At 35.5% G+C, this 18,561-nt stretch carries 16 protein-coding genes and 3 tRNA genes; 5 read left to right on the top strand and 14 right to left on the bottom strand.

Annotated features, from left to right (window positions below; all coding sequences use genetic code 11):
* Nucleotides 1–4: 4 nt before the first annotated feature.
* From AC1W31_RS11520 to AC1W31_RS11530, 3 genes are all read right to left on the bottom strand, one after another.
* Nucleotides 5–78, bottom strand: a tRNA-Arg gene (locus AC1W31_RS11520).
* Nucleotides 79–121: 43 nt separating this feature from the next.
* Nucleotides 122–195, bottom strand: a tRNA-Pro gene (locus tag AC1W31_RS11525).
* Between the two features lie 54 nt (nucleotides 196–249).
* Nucleotides 250–337: transfer RNA gene (locus tag AC1W31_RS11530), tRNA-Ser, on the bottom strand.
* Between the two features lie 274 nt (nucleotides 338–611).
* On the opposite strand from AC1W31_RS11530, the gene AC1W31_RS11535 reads away from it, so the two are divergent.
* The 3 genes from AC1W31_RS11535 (at nucleotide 612) to AC1W31_RS11545 (ending at nucleotide 3,644) form a co-directional block, all read left to right on the top strand.
* Nucleotides 612–1,373, top strand: coding sequence for a hypothetical protein (locus AC1W31_RS11535; protein ID WP_481734596.1), 762 nt, complete (start codon nucleotides 612–614; stop codon nucleotides 1,371–1,373).
* A 185-nt stretch (nucleotides 1,374–1,558) separates the two neighbouring features.
* Nucleotides 1,559–2,773 carry a pyridoxal phosphate-dependent aminotransferase gene (locus tag AC1W31_RS11540; RefSeq protein WP_481734597.1) on the top strand — a complete coding sequence of 405 codons (1,215 nt, stop codon included), beginning with the start codon at nucleotides 1,559–1,561 and terminating at the stop codon, nucleotides 2,771–2,773.
* A 127-nt stretch (nucleotides 2,774–2,900) separates the two neighbouring features.
* Nucleotides 2,901–3,644, top strand: coding sequence for a queuosine precursor transporter (locus tag AC1W31_RS11545; protein ID WP_481734598.1), 744 nt, complete (start codon nucleotides 2,901–2,903; stop codon nucleotides 3,642–3,644).
* An 88-nt stretch (nucleotides 3,645–3,732) separates the two neighbouring features.
* Here the strand turns inward: AC1W31_RS11545 and groL are convergent, their stop codons facing one another.
* The 9 genes from groL to AC1W31_RS11590 all read right to left on the bottom strand — a co-directional run bounded on the left by groL (nucleotide 3,733) and on the right by AC1W31_RS11590 (nucleotide 13,344).
* A complete protein-coding gene (gene groL, locus AC1W31_RS11550; protein WP_481734599.1) occupies nucleotides 3,733–5,361 on the bottom strand; it encodes a chaperonin GroEL in 1,629 nt (542 codons plus the stop codon).
* A 156-nt stretch (nucleotides 5,362–5,517) separates the two neighbouring features.
* The gene (locus tag AC1W31_RS11555; protein WP_481734600.1) at nucleotides 5,518–5,796 is read right to left on the bottom strand and encodes a co-chaperone GroES; all 279 of its coding nucleotides are present in this window, start codon (nucleotides 5,794–5,796) and stop codon (nucleotides 5,518–5,520) included.
* 423 nt (nucleotides 5,797–6,219) lie between these two features.
* Nucleotides 6,220–6,573, bottom strand: a complete 354-nt coding sequence (gene secG, locus AC1W31_RS11560) for a preprotein translocase subunit SecG (RefSeq protein ID WP_481734601.1) — start codon at nucleotides 6,571–6,573, stop codon at nucleotides 6,220–6,222.
* Between the two features lie 125 nt (nucleotides 6,574–6,698).
* Nucleotides 6,699–7,406 carry a hypothetical protein gene (locus AC1W31_RS11565; RefSeq protein WP_481734602.1) on the bottom strand — a complete coding sequence of 236 codons (708 nt, stop codon included), beginning with the start codon at nucleotides 7,404–7,406 and terminating at the stop codon, nucleotides 6,699–6,701.
* Between the two features lie 92 nt (nucleotides 7,407–7,498).
* Nucleotides 7,499–8,068 (bottom strand): LptE family protein, encoded by a 570-nt coding sequence (locus AC1W31_RS11570; protein ID WP_481734603.1) that lies wholly within the window; start codon nucleotides 8,066–8,068, stop codon nucleotides 7,499–7,501.
* The gene (locus AC1W31_RS11575; RefSeq protein WP_481734604.1) at nucleotides 8,049–9,383 is read right to left on the bottom strand and encodes a sigma-54 interaction domain-containing protein; all 1,335 of its coding nucleotides are present in this window, start codon (nucleotides 9,381–9,383) and stop codon (nucleotides 8,049–8,051) included. The genes AC1W31_RS11570 and AC1W31_RS11575 overlap by 20 nt, the downstream gene beginning before the upstream one ends.
* Before the next feature lie 107 nt (nucleotides 9,384–9,490).
* Nucleotides 9,491–10,924, bottom strand: coding sequence for a tRNA (N6-isopentenyl adenosine(37)-C2)-methylthiotransferase MiaB (gene miaB, locus AC1W31_RS11580; protein ID WP_481734605.1), 1,434 nt, complete (start codon nucleotides 10,922–10,924; stop codon nucleotides 9,491–9,493).
* A 357-nt stretch (nucleotides 10,925–11,281) separates the two neighbouring features.
* The gene (locus AC1W31_RS11585; protein WP_481734606.1) at nucleotides 11,282–11,812 is read right to left on the bottom strand and encodes an ankyrin repeat domain-containing protein; all 531 of its coding nucleotides are present in this window, start codon (nucleotides 11,810–11,812) and stop codon (nucleotides 11,282–11,284) included.
* 14 nt (nucleotides 11,813–11,826) lie between these two features.
* On the bottom strand, nucleotides 11,827–13,344 hold the full coding sequence (locus tag AC1W31_RS11590) for a catalase (RefSeq protein ID WP_481734607.1): 1,518 nt from the start codon (nucleotides 13,342–13,344) through the stop codon (nucleotides 11,827–11,829).
* A 440-nt stretch (nucleotides 13,345–13,784) separates the two neighbouring features.
* On the opposite strand from AC1W31_RS11590, the gene AC1W31_RS11595 reads away from it, so the two are divergent.
* Entirely contained in the window at nucleotides 13,785–14,075 is a 291-nt protein-coding gene (locus AC1W31_RS11595) for a hypothetical protein (RefSeq protein WP_481734608.1), read from the top strand.
* Between the two features lie 2 nt (nucleotides 14,076–14,077).
* On the opposite strand, the gene tamL is transcribed toward AC1W31_RS11595, so the two are convergent.
* Nucleotides 14,078–16,564 carry a translocation and assembly module lipoprotein TamL gene (tamL, locus tag AC1W31_RS11600; protein WP_481734609.1) on the bottom strand — a complete coding sequence of 829 codons (2,487 nt, stop codon included), beginning with the start codon at nucleotides 16,562–16,564 and terminating at the stop codon, nucleotides 14,078–14,080.
* Nucleotides 16,565–16,653: 89 nt separating this feature from the next.
* On the opposite strand from tamL, the gene AC1W31_RS11605 reads away from it, so the two are divergent.
* Nucleotides 16,654–17,397: a TrmH family RNA methyltransferase gene (locus tag AC1W31_RS11605; RefSeq protein ID WP_481734610.1), complete on the top strand. Its 744-nt coding sequence runs from the start codon at nucleotides 16,654–16,656 to the stop codon at nucleotides 17,395–17,397.
* A gap of 138 nt (nucleotides 17,398–17,535) precedes the next feature.
* Here the strand turns inward: AC1W31_RS11605 and AC1W31_RS11610 are convergent, their stop codons facing one another.
* A complete protein-coding gene (locus tag AC1W31_RS11610; protein WP_481734611.1) occupies nucleotides 17,536–18,453 on the bottom strand; it encodes an RluA family pseudouridine synthase in 918 nt (305 codons plus the stop codon).
* Between the last annotated feature and the right edge of the window lie 108 nt (nucleotides 18,454–18,561).

Here is an 18,561-nt window from a genome sequence, read left to right on the forward strand (position 1 = left end):
TTAGTGATCCCGACAGGATTCGAACCTGTGACCCACAGATTAGAAATCTGTTGCTCTATCCAACTGAGCTACGGAACCTTTTAAAATAAAATAGTTATCAAATAAATGATAACTATTTTAGTCGGGGTGGCAGGATTCGAACCTACGACCTCCTGCTCCCAAAGCAGGCGCGATACCGGGCTACGCTACACCCCGAAAATTGTGACCTATTACAAAATTGAAATAATGAACTTACTTCTATCAATTTTGCGGAGAGTGAGGGATTCGAACCCTCGGTACCCTTGTGAGGTACGGCAGTTTAGCAAACGGCTCCTTTCGGCCTCTCAGGCAACTCTCCTTAACACATTTAGTTTCTCTTTCGATACTCTTGTTGTGTTTAGGTTGTGCAAAGGTACGCTTTTTTTAAATAAAGATGCAAGTCGTTTGGATAAAAAAAGTTGATTTATTTTATGACTTTCTGTTAATAACTGTGTATTAATTTGAAAAACAGGTAGTTATTATACACTTACAAGTGAAATATTTTTTGAATAATTTAATTTATAAATGAGGGTTTTATTAATTTTGAGTGTCTTTTGTATAATTTCAGTGTAATAAGTATAAAAATTTAAAAAATGAGGCAGGTTAAATTAATGCTATTTCTGAGTTTTGCTGGTGTAATTCTTTCTTGTTCTACGACAAGCGTGATGCGATTACGTCCCATTGACCATGAAAGAGTTTGGGATGGAGGAAAAGAAATTGTTAAACAAGAAAAAGGAGGAGTGAAAGTAGTGGCTTCCTATGATGGCCGTTTTGAGAAATATATGGTTTTTGACGTTGAAGTTTTCAATAATACAAATCAGTCACTTACGATTTCCCCTAAAGATTTTACTTTTGTTCCACTGGATGAAAATCAACAAAATCTTGTTTCTGAAGATGGAAAATATATTTATTCCTATCAGGGCATTGAACCTCAACAGCAGGTAAATTTTATTGAGCGTGAAATGGCAAATCAAGAAGCAAAAATTAAGCGAGCGAGAGTGATAAATACATTTCTTTTCGTTGGGGGAATTGTGGCATTAATAGCTGGAAGTTCTGGACGGTCGGAAGGTGCTTGGAGGGCAGTAAAAGTGGGCGAGACGGTAGTACAAGTTGCTCAAATTAAAAGAATTGTTGACCATGGAAGCTATTATTCTAAAATGGATAGATTGAATAGAGAAGGGATGGTTTGGTCGCAAGAGAATTTTAGAACTTCTACACTTTTGCCCAGTCAATCAATGCGTGGTGGTGTATTTTTGGAATCAAATTTACGGGCAAAATTTGTTCAACTTACGTATAAAAACCAAAATGAGCCGGTCAGTTTTCTTTTTGAACAATTGTTTGACAAAAAGCGTTAAATTAGCATTATATTTATAAATAATTGTTTTATTTTATAAAAGGCAGAAGAAAAACATTGTTTCTTCTGCCTTTTTGATTTTTTGATTTTTCTTTTCATTAATTTCAGAAATTTTTTCTCCGAAAAGCTAATCATTAATTTTAATTTCTCTGGAAAAATTCAAAATAATAAACAACCATCTTTAAAATGGAAATATTAAAAAGCTCTCGACTTGATTCTCTTCGTTACGATATTCGAGGCCCAGTTTATGAAAAAGCCCTTCAATTGCAACGTGAAGGCTATAAAATTACTTCTTTAAATATTGGAAATCCTGCGGCATTTGGTTTTGAAACACCCGATGAAATTATTCACGATATTATTATGAACATCCGTAATGCCCAAGGCTATGCTGATTCTCGTGGGTTGTTTGCAGCTCGAAAAGCCGTAATGCAATATTATCAAAGTCGTGGGGTTAAGAATATTGAAATAGATGATATTTTTATTGGTAATGGTGTAAGCGAACTGATTGCGCTAACCATGACGGCTTTATTAAATCCAAATGATGAAATCCTAATTCCTTCACCAGATTATCCGCTTTGGACAACTTCAGTGGGGCTTGCCGGCGGTACGCCCGTTCATTATGTCTGTGATGAAGAGTCGGATTGGAATCCAGATTTAAAAGATATCGAATCAAAAATTACCAAAAAAACTCGTGGAATTGTATTAATTAATCCCAATAATCCAACGGGGGCAGTATATGAAAAAGATATTGTGGAGGGAATTGTACGTTTGGCAGAAAAACATAAATTGATTGTTTTTGCTGATGAAATTTATGATAAAATATTATACGATGGCGCTACACATCACTCTACGGCTGGAATGTCGGAAGAGACGTTAATAATTACGATGGGAGGAATGTCTAAAAATTATCGTGCGGCTGGTTTTAGGGGTGGTTGGATGATTTTGACAGGCGCAAAGCATAAAGCAAAATCCTATATCGAAGGACTTTCGTTCATGGCTTCGATGCGTTTATGTTCTAATGTTATTTCACAATATGGTATTCAAACCGCTTTAGGAGGCTATCAATCTATTGATGATTTGGTGACTCCTACGGGACGCTTATACAAGCAAATGGAATTATCGCACCAAAAATTAATTACAATCCCTGGTATTACTTGCGTACGTCCGAAGGGAGCAATGTATCTTTTCCCAAAGATTGATTTAAAACAATTTAACTTTAAAAATGACGGTGATTTTGTGTTAAGTTTATTAGAGGATCAACGAATTTTAGTCGTTGGTGGCGGCGGATTTAATTATAAACAACCTGACCATTTTAGAATTGTTTTTCTCCCGCATCTTGAACAATTAGGCATAGCGATGGATAAAATTGCCTTGCACTTTGAGAATAATCGGAAGAAGTAAACAAGTGCCAACTAATAAACTTGAACAAATTTTTAAAAAAAATAGTTGTTTTTCTGAGGGGTATTTGCACTGAACAAATACCCCTTTTTCACTGCCTTACTCATTAATTGCTTAAATATAGACTGTAATGACGATTGATACTTCGCTACTTTATTCAAAAAGAACTAAACTTTTTGTGGTCCTCTTCGGAATTTTTCTTTCAAATGCCATTGTTGCTGAGATTATTGGGGTTAAAATATTCTCGGTCGAAGGTACTTTTGGGTTTCAACCACTTCATTTACAGACATTTATGGGTACTTGGGATTTAAACCAACCTGCTGGAGCCTTGAACTGGCCTTTTGTCTTTATTACTTCGGATATCATCAATGAATATTTTGGCAAAAAAGGTGTTCAACGGGTTTCTTATTTAACGGCTGGCTTTATTGCCTATTGTTTTATTGTGATTTATGGTGCTACTTTATTAGCGCCTGCCGACTTTTGGATTGAAGTCAATAAAGGCACAGACAATTTTAATATTAATCAAGCATTTGGTAAAATTTTTCGTCAAGGTTTAGGCATTATTACGGGTTCTTTGACGGCTTTTTTATTAAGTCAATTATTGGATGCTTCCGTTTTTCATTACATCAGAGGCAAAACGAACGGTAAAAAGATTTGGCTTCGTGCGACAGGTTCAACCTTAGTTTCTCAATTAATTGACAGTTTTGTAGTGATTGGGATTGCCTTCGTTTTATTTGGAAATTGGACCGTTGAACAATGGGTTTCAACTTCTTTAAATAGTTATTTATACAAATTTTTCACGGCTATTTTGCTTACGCCAGTGATTTATTTGGCTCATTATTGGATTGATAAGTATTTAGTTGATGAGAAATAATTCTTTAATGTCAAGCAATTCTTTACATAAAAAAACTCCCCAAGAACTAAAATTCAAGGGGAGTTTTTATGTCTAATACGAATCAGAATTACATCATTCCGCCCATTCCGCCGCCACCGTGTGAGTGACCTGCTTCTGATGGTGCTGGTTTGTCTGCAATTACACATTCTGTGGTTAATAACAATCCTGCGATTGATGCTGCATTTTCCAAAGCCAAACGAGTTACTTTCGTAGGATCGATGATACCTGCTGCCAACATATTTTCGTATTTATCTTCACGAGCGTTATATCCGAAGTCGTCTTTTCCTGCTTTCACAGCATTAACTACTACTGAACCTTCACCACCTGCGTTTGCAACGATTGTTCTCAATGGAGACTCAATGGCTTGACGGATAATGTTGATACCAGTTGTTTGGTCTTCGTTATCACCTTGTAGGTCTTCCAAAGCTGTTATTGCACGAATGAAAGCAACACCACCACCTGCAACGATTCCTTCTTCAACGGCTGCACGAGTAGCATGAAGTGCATCATCAACACGGTCTTTTTTCTCCTTCATTTCAATTTCTGTTGCTGCTCCGATATAAAGAATTGCAACACCGCCCGCTAATTTAGCCAAACGCTCTTGCAATTTCTCACGGTCATAATCAGAAGTTGTGTTTTCGATTTGTGATTTAATCTGGTTTACACGAGCAGTGATACCGTCTTTGTCACCTACGCCATTAACAATCGTTGTATTGTCTTTGTCGATGATGATTTTTTCAGCTTGTCCCAAATATTCAATCGAAGCGTTTTCTAATTTGAAACCACGATCTTCAGAAATTACTGTACCGCCTGTCAAAACTGCGATGTCTTCTAACATTGCTTTACGACGATCTCCAAAACCTGGGGCTTTCACAGCAGAAACTTTCAAAGCACCACGGATTTTGTTAACTACCAAAGTAGCCAAGGCTTCACCGTCAACATCTTCTGCGATGATTAATAATGGACGACCTGTTTGTGCAACAACTTCCAACACTGGCAATAATTCTTTCATTGAAGATACTTTCTTCTCTGAAATCAAGATAAATGGACGCTCTAATTCAACTTCCATTTTCTCAGTATTTGTAACGAAATATGGAGATAAATATCCACGGTCAAACTGCATACCTTCTACAGTTTTAACTTCCGTTTCAGTTCCACGAGCTTCTTCAACAGTGATAACACCTTCACGACCAACTTTCTCCATTGCATCAGCAATCATTGTTCCGATCGTTAAATCAGAGTTTGCTGAAATAGTAGCAACTTGAGCAATTTGTTGAGAAGTTTCAATGGCTTTTGACTGTGATTTCAATGAAGCTACAACCGCTAAAACTGCTTTGTCGATGCCACGTTTCAAATCCATTGGATTAGCACCAGCCGCAACGTTTTTAGAACCGATTGTATAAATTGCTTGAGCCAAAACAGTTGCAGTGGTTGTACCATCACCTGCTTGGTCAGCCGTTTTTGAAGCTACTTCTTTTACCAATTGAGCACCCATGTTCTCAACTGGATCTTCTAATTCAATTTCTTTTGCTACCGAAACACCATCTTTCGTAATCGTTGGTGAACCGAATTTTTTATCAATAATTACATTACGTCCTTTTGGTCCTAACGTTACTTTTACAGCGTTTGCTAAGGTATCAACACCTTTTTTTAGTTTGTCACGTGCATCCGTGTCAAAAAATAATTCCTTTGCCATTTTTTGTTTTTGAGTTATTAGTTTTTAGTTATTAGATTTAGAATAGACTAACAGACTTATTCCGATAACTAAATTTTACTGATTTAAAAAAAATATTTTTGGAAATGGCTTTACTGCTAAAATTATGAACAGATAACCAGTAACCAATCACTTAAATTAAAGAATTGCGAAAATATCGCTTTCACGCATAATTAAGTAATCTTTTCCTTCAACTGCGATTTCAGTTCCAGAATATTTACCATATAAAACAGTGTCACCAACTGCTACTGTCATTGGTTCATCTTTTTTGCCTGCACCCACTGCTACGACAATTCCTCTCTGTGGTTTTTCTTTGGCAGTATCTGGAATAATGATTCCGAATGATGTTTTTTCTTCTGCGGCTGCTGGTTCAACCAGAACTCTGTCAGCCAAAGGCTTAATACTAACTGTTGACATTGATTTTGATATTTATTTGTAAATTATTTTTTAGGTTTTTTGTGGGGGTTAAGGGTTGGGATTTAGAATTTCATAAAAGTACGTTAATCACAAAATTGTAAATCCTAACCCCTAACCTCCACAATACAAACTTCGTCATATTTTGTGCCATAGCCTAAAATTCTGCAAAATTGTCAGTTTTGCTGACAAATTATGATTTATTTAATAAGCCATAACATGAATTGACATACTCATTATTGTTTTGCAAACGAATAGATTTTACCGAAATACAGTTAATACGCTATTTCGATGATGATTAGCTTTGTAAACAATCCTACAAAATTTCTACAAATATTTCGGTGATCTGTACTTGCTTATCGTTAAAATTTAGACAACAAAAAAGGAGTGCCTTTTAAAGCACTCCTTTTTTGCGAAAAACTAAAATTATTTTTTAGATGTATCCTTTGCAGTTGGATTTGTTCCTAAACCACCACCTGCTGGTGCTGCAGGAATTCCAGTTTTACCTTTTGCCGCTTCTACGTTCAAAGATTCAATACCACTACCAGTTTCAGTAGGCGTGATAAATTTTGTTGCTAACACTAACAACGCAATAGTGATTGCTCCACCCCAAGTAATTTGCTCTAAAAGGTCGCCTGTGCGTTGTACGCCAAACATTTGGCTTGCACCAGCAGTTCCAAATTCACCTGAAAGACCACCGCCTTTTGGATTCTGAATTAATACCACAAACACTAATAATACTGCAATAATGCAAATGACTACGATAACTGCTCCGAACATTTTGTTTATTATTTGTTTAATTTAAGGATTTCGTTAAGTTGAAAAGTTATAAAGTTAAAGAGTTAGAAAGTTAGAATCTAATTAGTGTAACTATTTAAGTGTTAAATTTCTTTAACCAACATAACTTATGCCAATTCTTGAATTTTGGTTGCAAAGTACGTCTTTTTTTCTGGAAATTTCAAAATTAATTTCTCATAAACCTCAATTGCCTTGTCTTTACGCCCTTGCATGGTTAAGATTTTGGCATAACTCTCAGTTACAATTCCCTTTCCTAATTTGGCGCTATTGACCGATAAATCTTCTTGTTTGCCCATGGCTTCCAATTGACTTTTGGTCGTTCTAATTAATCCAGGGTCTTTCATCAAGAAACTGTCGATGATCGAATTTTGTAACTGCTTTTTTTGTACAATATCATCCAATAAGATATCTTCAAAGGCCGATGAGTTTGTCATCATATCAAGATTTGAAATCAATTCTGTTTGTGCTGTAATGTCATCTTCTGCTGAATTAGTTATTTGATTTACAGGTGCTTCGGTAAATTTAAGCAAATATTCTGAATCAAATTTTGGATGGGCAGTTGTACTTATTTCATTTTTAAAACTTCCATTAATCAACTTACGCAAAGCATTTCGACTAATTGAATGGGCAGAAGCGTGACGAATCTTCTCGAAAGCCAATTCCTCCGCATAGTGTGTATGATAGCCTTTTGCCAATAAGGTATGTGCCAATTGACAATAAGGATACTGTTTTGTAATAGCCTCAACCGTTTTTAAATCCGACAATGAAAGATTGGCAGGATGGGCTGTTAAGTAGGAAAATATATCTTTGTTCATTTTTTTGATTTACGATTTATTCATGATAATAAATTTCTGATTTATGATATTTTGTAAAATCCGAAATTGAAAATCACAAATCCAAAATCTACTTACCATTCTCCCGCAGTTTTATTAAAAATATCTAATACAATTTGATCTAAAATCTTGGGTACTAATTCGCCTTGTACAGCTGTGATGGTTTGGGTTTGAGCAAAATCTTGATAAAAAGAAAATTCTTGGTCGTAACTTTTTTCATCGTTTTTAGCATTCGTAAATTTCACCGAAATAGTTATCGTTAAGCGATTTAAACCACCTTTATCATCCGACGATGCTGCCTTTGGTTCAACCGTAAAACCTGTAATTGCTCCCTCAAACATCAAATCTGGATTGACATTGGTTGTTTTGAGAGACGTATTTCGTTGAAAATATTCTTTCAATTTCTCATTAAACTGCAAACTTAAATTTGGCGGTCCACCAGCCGTTTGAAATTGAAAATTCTGAATTTGAATCGTTTTCAAATTAGGGTCAAGACTGGCTCCTCGGAAGGTATAACAACTAATTAACAATGGACAATGGATAATGAATAGTGAAAAATAAAAAATGAATCTGATGGAACTCGTCTTCAAATTATTAATTGTCCATTGTCCATTGTCAATTGAATTACTCTTCCTCAATATCATACTGTTTGATTTTTCTGTAAAGTGTTCTTTCCGAAATTCCCAAGTCTTGTGCGGCATATTTCCGTTTGTTTTTATTTTTTTGTAAAGCTCTGATAATCATATCTTTCTCTTGTTTTTCGAGCGAGAATGATACTTCTTCGGCTTCATGAGTAACGTCTATAAAACCATTTTTATTCTCTTGATTTTCACCATTATAGTTAATTATTGTTAATTCAGGACTTGGTTGATAATTATTGTGTCCATTTAAAATACGGGCAGGATTCGTTTCGGGTTGATGCGAATTTGGCGGATATTGAAATGCTCTTTCAGGTTCTAAATTCTGGAATAAACCTTCATTTCCTTTCATGATTTCGGGGCTTATTTCTCCATTTTTTAATACCTCCAAAAACATCTTTTTTAACTCCGTAACGTCTTTACGCATATCAAAAAGAATCTTGTAGAGTAATTCTCTTTCTGAAAAATTATCCGCTTGTTTTTCTTCCAAATTTCTCCGAATTAAGCTACCACTGATTGACTGTCCATTGTTCATTTGTAAATAATGGGTCAATTTACTGGCATCAATAATTCTTTCATCTACTTCCAAAATTGAAATCTGTTCGGCCAAGTTTTTTAACTGACGAATATTCCCTGGAAACCGTTGAGACAATAAAATTTGCTGAGCATCGGGCGTTAATTGAATCGGCTTGATGCGGTATCTTTCGGCAAAATCTGTCGTAAATTTTCTGAATAATAATTCAATATCCATGCCTCTGTCACGAAGAGGAGGCACGAAAATTGGCACCGTATTGAGTCGGTAATATAAATCCTCTCTGAATTTTCCACGTTCCACGGCATTCATTAAATTGATATTGGTTGCTGCCACGACACGTACATTGGTTTTCTGAACTTTAGATGACCCAACTCGGATAAACTCACCATTTTCGAGTACCCGTAATAGCCTCGCTTGAGTTCCCAGGGGCATTTCTGCGATTTCATCCAAGAAAATTGTTCCGCCATCGGTTACTTCAAAATAGCCTTTTCTGGCATCAATTGCGCCTGTAAAAGCCCCCTTTTCATGTCCAAATAATTCTGAATCAATCGTTCCTTCGGGAATTGCCCCGCAGTTTACCGCAATAAATTGACCGTGTTTTCGGGCGGAAAGATTATGGATTATTTTAGAAAAAGACTCCTTTCCCGAACCACTTTCGCCCGTGATAAGCACAGTCATGTCAGTGGGGGCAACTTGTCCAGCGACTTCAATGGCATGATTCAGAGAGGGTGAATTGCCAATGATTCCGAAACGAGCTTTTATGGATTGTAATTCTTGAATTTGCATTTATGTTTCGATGTTTGATTCTCGAATTTTGATGTTCGTGAAAAGCTAAGTAACTAATTGGTTTCCGAAAATCGAACCGAGCGACGGTCGCATCGAAAAACTATTATCTATTTTAGCGCCTCTCCTTTTAAAGTAGCTGATGAACAAGAAGTAATTTTTACCATCACATAATCTCCTTTGCGGAAATCCACACCGTTAGAATTTTCTTTGGCAAAAATTACCTTTTTATTCTGGTCGTTTCGTCCTTGTAAAAAATCTTCTGAACGTTTTGAAAATCCTTCGACCAACACTTTTTGAATTTCTCCAATATGGCGATTATTGCGTTCTAAGGATAATTTTAACTGCAAATCAATCACTTCTGCCAAACGTTTTTGCTTCACATCAGCAGGAATATCATCCACAAATTTTTTGGCGGCGGGCGTTCCTGGGCGTTCTGAATAAGAAAACATATAACCGAAATCATATTTTACGTATTCCATCAACGAAAGTGTTTCTTGATGGTCTTGCTCCGTTTCAGTACAAAATCCGATTATCATATCTTGTGAAACCCCACAATCTTCACCCAAAATTTCACGGATTTTATCAATACGATTGATGTACCAGTCACGGTCGTAGGTGCGGTTCATCATTTTCAAAATACGACTACTACCACTTTGGGCAGGTAAGTGAATATATTTACAAATATTTTCGTACTTTTTGATGGTGTAAAGTACTTCGTCTGTGATGTCTTTGGGATGCGAAGTTGAGAAACGAACTCTTAATACTGGATTGATAAGTGCCACTCTTTCAAGAAGTTGGGCGAAATTTACTTTTTCCAAACCATCTTCGGATACCCATTTGTAAGAATCCACATTCTGCCCCAAAAGGGTAACTTCTTTATAGCCATTATCCAATAAATCTTGACATTCTTTGATGATTGAATATACATCTCGTGAGCGCTCACGACCACGGGTGAAAGGCACTACGCAAAACGAACACATATTATCGCAACCTCGCATGATAGACACAAAGGCAGTTACGCCATTGGAATTCAAACGGACGGGAGAAATATCGGCGTAAGTTTCTTCTTTTGAAAGGAAAACGTTGATGGCTTTGTGTCCGTCTTCGGCTTCGCTGAGGAGGTTCGGGAGATCACGGTATGAATCGGGGCCAGCTACTACATCCACGAGTTTTTCTTCTTCCAAAAATTTCGTTTTCAAACGTTCAGCCATGCAACCCAATACACCTACCACTAAATCAGGACGTTTTTTCTTTAAATAGCCAAAATTATTCAAACGATTTCTGACCTTTTGTTCGGCATTATCTCGGATAGCACAAGTATTCAAAAGGATAACGTCAGCGTTTTCAAAATTGGCAGTAGTGGCGTATCCACCTTCTTGCAGAATTGAGGTAACTATTTCAGAATCAGAGAAATTCATCTGACAACCGTAACTTTCAATGTATAATTTTCTTTTGCCCGTAATATTATTCTCCTCTACGCTTGTGCGGGGCAATTCTAAGGCTTCTTTGTCTGTTTCTGTAAGTATTTCTAAGTCTCTCATGATTTTTTCAGCATCGTAAATTAATAGGCAAATTTACGAAGAAATATGACAGAATGGCAGATTTATTTAGAGAATTAATGTTGATTATTATTCGCAACCGTGGTGAGTGTATCACTGGAATGGAGAGTTTTTGTTTTCGCCCGTGTTATCGGACTATACGTCTCAGAGTAAACCATAACAATGGCGGGGATTCAGATATCTTTTGTTTTAATTTTAATTTACTATTTATCCAGAGGGATTACTGATGGGCGTCACTCGGCAAGAGCCAAGAGACTGAGGGAATTATCTAAATATTACAAAGAAAGGTAGCCAAAAGACTACCTTTCTTATTGATTAGCGACTCTCAAAATATATTCATTACTTGAGTAATTGTGAAACGCCGTCATTTCCTTGCATTATTGCTTGGTCGAGGGCAGTTTTCCCATTATTGTCTTTAATAGTTTTATCTGCTCCAGCTTTTAGCAACATTTGAACAATTTCTGAGTGTCCGAATGTTGAAGCAAATATGAGTGCAGTCGCATGATTGTAATTTAATAAGTTAACATCAACTTTATAGCTTATTAAAAGCTTGACCAAGTCAATATTGCCATTAAAACATAGCCCCATTAATGCGGTATTTCCTGATTTATCCTGTGCGTTGATGTTGGCACCTTCTTCTATTAATATTTTGGATATCTCAAATTGCCCATTGTAGGTAGCTATGATAAATGGCGTAAACCCATTTGACTTTTTATCGTTCACTAACGTTGGTTCTACTGCAAGCATCTTTCTCAAGGCTGAGGTATCTCCATTGCGACAAACATCGTAGACATCATTTTTTTGGGCTATTACTTGTTTTTGCAAAGTAAATAATCCAAATAAAATAAACACAAATTTAAAAATTTTCATATCGAATTTTAGCCTTATTTCTTCATAAAATCAGCCTGTGTAAATCCTAATGCAGCTGCCAAACGCATACCATATTCTCTATCTGCTAAATAGAAATGCGTAATCATTTTCTTCTGCACTTCTTTATTTCTTACCTGACCCAAATCCCCCACCATGTTTGAGATTAAATTATCTTGCATTTCCTTCGTGTATGAATGGTATAATTCTCCTGCTTGTGCAAAGTCATTAGTCTTTTCAATTTTCTTCTGAGAAATGGCAGCGTTACTGTAAGCAGTGTTAGCTAATTTAAAAGTATTATCTTCAACTAAAGTTTTTGCTTCAACACTTGGCTGATAATTTACATCCGAATTAACTACTGCATTATCAGCAGCACCATTTTGGTTGTAGTTATTTGCAGGAGAATTTTTTGGAGCATTCACTGGAATTTTCTGAAAATTAATTCCTAAACGGTAACGCTGAGTGTCAAAATAACTAAACAAACGACCTTGTAATAATCTATCTTCTGATGGTTCAATACCAGGAACTAAATCTGAAGGAGCAAACGCAAGTTCTTCAATTTCTTCAAAATAGTTTTTTGCATTTCTATTCAAGGTGAACGTTCCCACTTTTACTAAGGGTATTTTAGCAACTGGCCAATTCTTTGTTGCATCTAACGGTGAAAAGTCAAACGAATCTATATCCGTCTCTTTTATCATTTGTACGAATAATTCCCACTTAGGATTATCACCTTTAACAATTGAATTATATAAATCATTTGTGGCGTGTTGAAAATCTTTTCCTTGTTGAATTTCAGCCTCCTTTACCGTTAAGTTTTTTTCTCCTTGTAAGGTCTTCCATGTGTATTTTACATACGTTACTTCTTTTTTTGCATTAACCCATTTGAAAGCATGAACACTGCTACCGTTCATGTTACGGTAAGTTGCAGGAATACCCGTATCTGAATACAAATAAGTGAACATATTTGTTGACTCTGGAATATGAGAAAAGAAATCAAAAAATCTGTTAGGGTCTTGCTTATTGGTAACTGGCGAAGGTTTTAACGCATGTACCATATCGGGAAATTTCATAGCATCTCTGATAAAAAACACGGGAAGATTATTTCCAACAATGTCATAATTACCTTCTTCTGTATAAAATTTTAAAGCAAAACCTCTTGGATCACGCAAGGTTTCTGGTGAACCTGTTCCGTGAATTACGGTTGAAAAACGCACCGCTAACGGAGTTACTTTCCCTTTAGCGGAAAATAAATTAGCTTTGGTGAAAGCAGAAAAATTATCTTCAGCAACAAACTCACCAAATGCACCCGTACCACGAGCGTGTACTACTCTTTCAGGAATCCGCTCTCTATCAAATGAGGCTAATTTTTCAATTAAATGAATATCTTGCAATAAAACTGGACCATTTGAACCCACTGTTTGTGAGTTTTGGTTGTCGCCCACTGGCGCTCCTGAATTTGTTTTTAATTGACTATTTTGGGCTTTCAACGAAAAGCCAAAAACAATCATTAAAATAGCTAATTTTATAATTCTCATCTTTAATGTTTGGTTAACTCAATATTTAACTTAATTAATTTTAACTGGGTGCAAAGTAATCTCCAATTGAATTATAAATCAAATTGATAATAACTATAATAATATAAGTTAATACTATAACATTGAGGCTTTTTCATTTTGAAGGGGAGGTAGGTGTTTGTAATAGTAACAGAGATAAAAGAACAGATAAGTGCTTTCAATGATAGACATGGGGTTGGTAGTGGGAACGCTTCGCTAAACCTACGATTAGTACCAGAAAATTAGCAGATTTTAATGGATTTATTTTTTAATTTTTGCGAGCATATTTGGGGATAATAATCTACTAAATTTGGAGAAAAATACCCATTTAAGGCTACTTTATTTGATTGGTATAGGATTTTAAAACTATTATTTGAGTAGTTAAACAACAATCTTAATAACTTCTATAAAAATATAAGCACATGATTTTACAGTTAGATCCCGCAATTTTAGTTGACACCCCTCTGGGAATTGGTCACGCACTTTTTATTATTGACTATGGTATGCACCAAAATACGTGTTGGGTAGTGGCAGTTCAAGAATCGGGCATTATCAAACATTTTGATTGTAACGATGTCATTTTATGTACCAATTATACCTACGGAATGAATCTGTCCAGAAATGGATTTAAACATCCTAAACCGAAATTTGACAATAATACTTCATCTGCCGAAATGGTCAAACAAGAAGGGAACGAAAAAGTATCCAAATAAGATTAGAAAGGATATCCAATCCCAAAATTTATCACTAAGGGATTGCCATTATTTTTAATGTCTCCCTTGAATTTATCCTTATCCTTAAATAAAACCCAGCGATTTCCTTCTGCTTGTGAAGGGTCAATCACTTTGACTGCTCCATCAAAACGTATCACAAAAAAGGATAAATCAATCCTGATTCCGAAGCCCGTACCTACCGCAATTTCTTTGTAAAATCTATCAAAACGGAAATCACTACCCGTTATTCCTTCCGTATTTTGCCCTTGAAAACGCCATACATTGCCCGCATCCACAAAAAATGCTCCGTTCAAATTATAATCTCCCGAAAAACGTAAAATCTTAAATCGATATTCAGCACTTGTTTCCAAGATGATACTTCCTGGTTTGTCCAAACTCTGCGAAGTAGAATCTGAACCTGGACCTAAAGTTCTTGGTCGCCATGCACGGATGCTACTGGGGCCACCCACGAAGAAGTTTTTTTCATAAGGCAAATTTCTTCCGCTTCCATACGAATACGCAAATCCTGCGTTAATTTTATAGGCAAAACTTGATTTTTTGTTCACGCCAACACCAATATATTTTCTGAAATCGGCATTTACTCGAATAAATTTAAAGAATTGTAAACTATCAAATAGACTTGAAATAAAGCCTATTCGCCCATTTGGAAAGAAATTTAAGGTAGTTCCGCCCGATTCTACCAACATCCTAAAGTATTTCCCTCGCTTGATTTGTCCGTAAGGGTCATCGGTGTAGGTATAGGAAGCATTGATGGTTGAGACGAAAGATTTATTAAAACTCTGCCCTAAATTATTGCCAACATCACTTAATTTTTTTAAATAATCAATGAATGCGGGGGTTTGATTATTGGTAAAAATCAAATTCAAATCTACTAAAGAAACCTGCAAAAACTGCTTTGGATTTGGTCGCCAGAGATAGGAACCATTAATTTTGAAGTTCAAACGACTGTATTCTTGACGGTCGGTATATTGAACACCAATGCCTAAACGAGTTTGGGGCGTAAAAGCATTGAGTCGTTGGGCGATAAAATTAGGTGCTAAAATTTTAGGAATTATCAATGAACTATTCAAGGCCAATTCCAAATTTCTACTGACTGAACCCGTATTGAAAAAGCCCGTTTGTGCTTCATAACCAAACCTGACATTGTTTTCCAGAGAACTCGCACTTCCTCCGATATTACGAATCTTTAGTGTAGTGGTAAAAAATGGTCCAAAAACGGACTGAAAAAGACTACCGCCAGTTTCTGCCGTAAATTGATATTTATCCAAAGGTTTTGAATAAATGGTAGCGTCTAAAAGTCCACGAGTAGTGTCAAAATTGATACGAGTAAACTGAAATTGGTCAAGCCCATAAAGATTTTTTTCGGTTTGGAGTCGATTTTTTAGTTTGTATAAATCGATAGGTCTAATATCAATTTTTGAATCTAATAGTTTGGTAGAGAACCGTTTATTTACAAAAATATATCGAATATCTTTGTAATAAAGGGTATCTACTTTGGGTTTCGTAATATTTGGCGATGAAGCGTCCGAAATAAAAGTAACTTTATTAATGGGATAAGCCTTACTATAATTCTCATTTTGTGGAGGCCTCGATGGATTCGGAATATAGGTAATTGCTTCAATTCCTTTAATGTTTGCGGTGTCGATATCATTCACTCTAATACTAATATTTTCCTTCGTGAAATTATAGTAGCCGTTGTTTTTTAATAATTGCTCAATCCGATTTTTCTCATCATTCAGTTTTTCAACTTCCAATCTTTCGCCAACTTTTAAAAAACTATCTTTTTCATTGGCTCTTAAAATCTCTCGAATCGTTTGGTCTAAAACTACTACTGAATCTACTTGTTTGAATGGGTAAGCGATGCCCTCATTGATTAAATAGGTTACATCAATTCCTCTTCGATTATAAAATGCAGAATCTTTACCATAGCTAACGGAATATCTAAAAAAGCCGTGATTTTTTAGATAGGTTTTCATTTTTTCGACATTTTTTATGGCATCGTCGTCATAAAAATAGGAAGGTTGTTCGCCGAAAGTTCGCATAGCCCAATTTCCTTCATTAATTTTTCGGGTAAGTTTCTGAATAATTTTATCTTTCTTTTTAAATATTTTTAAGTATTCTGGAGAATTAATATCTATTCCCTTTACTTGTTGGTCGAAATCCTCATTTACCTTTGTCAATTCCTTTGTCCATATAATTTTCTTTTCCGCATATGTATTGAAAGTAAACGGTGGTATTTTTGCTGAAAAAAGACGGTAAAAATAAAGACCTGGTGTAATGGGAATTATCGGCAATCTTTTATTCGGTTTTTGCGGAATTAAGGCTTCTAATCTTTCTTTTGGAAGTATTTTATTGCCTTTGAAAGTCTGTGACGACAAGAGTGGTTCAGTTAAAACACCTTTTGGAGAACAACTCGTGAAATAGAGTATAATGAAACTAAGAGATATGTAAAAAAGGGCTTTTTTCAAGAGATAAATACGAAAAAATGATAATTTTTAGACTGATAAGAAAGTAAAAAAGCTTCTAAAAATGATTGAAATAAACAAAATATTAAATTATGATAACCAAAAATCAAATTAAATACATTAATTCTCTACAACAAAAGAAATTTCGTTTAGAACATCAATCTTTTGTGGTGGAAGGAGCAAAAAGCATTCTTGAGTTATTGAAATCCGACTTTGAAATTGAGTTATTGTTTGTAACAAATTCTTTTTCGATTGAAAATGAATCGCTTTTAGACAAATTTGCAACGATTACTACGATTGTTGACGCAACCGAACTTGAAAAAGCGGGTTCTTTTAGCACAAATAATGCTGCCCTTGCCGTTGTCAAAACGAAAGAAAACGTTGAATTATTGGTCAATGAAAAAGAATTTGCGTTGATTTTAGATGACATTCGTGACCCTGGAAATTTAGGAACAATCATCCGAATTGCCGATTGGTACGGAATTACCAAAATTATCTGTTCGAATGAAACGGTTGATTTCTATAACCCAAAAGTAATCAACGCAACGATGGGTTCGTTTACAAGAATTTTGTTGTATTACACTGATTTAGCTGAATTTATCAAAAGGCAAACGGTAAATATTTATGGGACATTATTAGATGGAGAAAATATTCATCGTACCAATTTTACCGATGCTGGTTTTATCGTAATTGGCAATGAAGCTAATGGTATTTCTGCTGAAATTACTCAATTAGTAAACCATAAAATTACCATTCCAAGATTCGGAGGAGCCGAATCATTAAACGCAGGAATTGCCACTGCGGTAGTTTTGGATAATGTTTTTCGACGAAATTGATGTTGAACGGATAATACTAATTTCTGACAAACTTCCCGAAAGTTTAACCCATAATAGAGTTATTTCGGGAAGTTAATCACTATGAATTTTATCCGTGTAAATCAGTCAAATCCCTACAATCTGTGGTCTAATGTAGGGTTAAAACAGCCATAAAAATTTCTTTGGGATTCTGGTTTCAAAAAACATTTCTTCGTTTGTGATTGGATGGATGAACGAAAGTACCCAAGCATGAAGCCCTAAACGTCCAATTGGGTCAGTTTTAGCGCCGTATTTCTCATCACCCACAATTGGAAAACCAATATCTTTCATGTGAACTCTGATTTGGTTTTTTCGACCCGTTTCTAAATTCACTTTCAACAACGAATTATTCTCGGTGGCTTTCAATGTTTCATAATGCGTAATGGCATGTTTGCCCAAACTTGGATTATTAGTTGAATAAACGGTAAGCGCTTTGTTTTCAACTAAATACGATTCGACTACGCCTTCTGTTTCTTTCACAAAACCTTCCGTAACAGCCAAGTAAGTACGCTCACGAATGGTGGCATTCCATGATTCTTGCATCATTTTCTGTACTCTTTCACTTTTGGCAAACATCATCAAACCCGAAGTTTCACGGTCGAGACGATGAATTACAAAAATTCGATTCCGGGGGTCTTCTTTCTTAATATGGTCACTCAAAATACTATACGCATTGTGCAATTTTTGCTTATCCGTAGCAATGGAAAGCGTACCTTCCTGTTTTTCAATGACGATCAGGTGTTGATCTTCAAAAACAATGGTCAATCCTTTATATTTCTGCTGTTCAGGTGCTTTCCCGTCTTTAATTTCAACAATTTGATTCGGTTTTAGGATATGATTAAATTGGGTAACGGCCTTTTTATTGACCAAAACTTGCTTGTCACGAAGAATAGATTTTACGTTATGACGACTTTTATTAGGCATAATTGCCAATAAAAAAGTCAATAATTCCATTTCATCCTTAACAACAAAGTGAGGTTGCGTTTTTTTAGTCTCTTGTGGTGTTTGGACTAACTCTTTTTTATCAAATTCTTTCATTCTTTCTATTTTTTCGAGTGCAAAGGTACGGAAAAAATAAGTTGATTTTTCCTTCCCAAAATAAGCCCGTATAAATTTAAGAATTATTGTTCGTCTTGTTATCTAACA

The organism is Arcicella sp. (assembly GCF_964672035.1).

Coding starts and splice junctions, on each gene's coding strand:
- AC1W31_RS11535 (WP_481734596.1), top strand. CDS start 612: ATGAGGCAGGTTAAATTAATGCTATTTCTGAGTTTTGCTGGTGTAATT.
- AC1W31_RS11540 (WP_481734597.1), top strand. CDS start 1,559: ATGGAAATATTAAAAAGCTCTCGACTTGATTCTCTTCGTTACGATATT.
- AC1W31_RS11545 (WP_481734598.1), top strand. CDS start 2,901: ATGACGATTGATACTTCGCTACTTTATTCAAAAAGAACTAAACTTTTT.
- groL (WP_481734599.1), bottom strand. CDS start 5,361: ATGGCAAAGGAATTATTTTTTGACACGGATGCACGTGACAAACTAAAA.
- AC1W31_RS11555 (WP_481734600.1), bottom strand. CDS start 5,796: ATGTCAACAGTTAGTATTAAGCCTTTGGCTGACAGAGTTCTGGTTGAA.
- secG (WP_481734601.1), bottom strand. CDS start 6,573: ATGTTCGGAGCAGTTATCGTAGTCATTTGCATTATTGCAGTATTATTA.
- AC1W31_RS11565 (WP_481734602.1), bottom strand. CDS start 7,406: ATGAACAAAGATATATTTTCCTACTTAACAGCCCATCCTGCCAATCTT.
- AC1W31_RS11570 (WP_481734603.1), bottom strand. CDS start 8,068: ATGATATTGAGGAAGAGTAATTCAATTGACAATGGACAATGGACAATT.
- AC1W31_RS11575 (WP_481734604.1), bottom strand. CDS start 9,383: ATGCAAATTCAAGAATTACAATCCATAAAAGCTCGTTTCGGAATCATT.
- miaB (WP_481734605.1), bottom strand. CDS start 10,924: ATGAGAGACTTAGAAATACTTACAGAAACAGACAAAGAAGCCTTAGAA.
- AC1W31_RS11585 (WP_481734606.1), bottom strand. CDS start 11,812: ATGAAAATTTTTAAATTTGTGTTTATTTTATTTGGATTATTTACTTTG.
- AC1W31_RS11590 (WP_481734607.1), bottom strand. CDS start 13,344: ATGAGAATTATAAAATTAGCTATTTTAATGATTGTTTTTGGCTTTTCG.
- AC1W31_RS11595 (WP_481734608.1), top strand. CDS start 13,785: ATGATTTTACAGTTAGATCCCGCAATTTTAGTTGACACCCCTCTGGGA.
- AC1W31_RS11605 (WP_481734610.1), top strand. CDS start 16,654: ATGATAACCAAAAATCAAATTAAATACATTAATTCTCTACAACAAAAG.
- AC1W31_RS11610 (WP_481734611.1), bottom strand. CDS start 18,453: ATGAAAGAATTTGATAAAAAAGAGTTAGTCCAAACACCACAAGAGACT.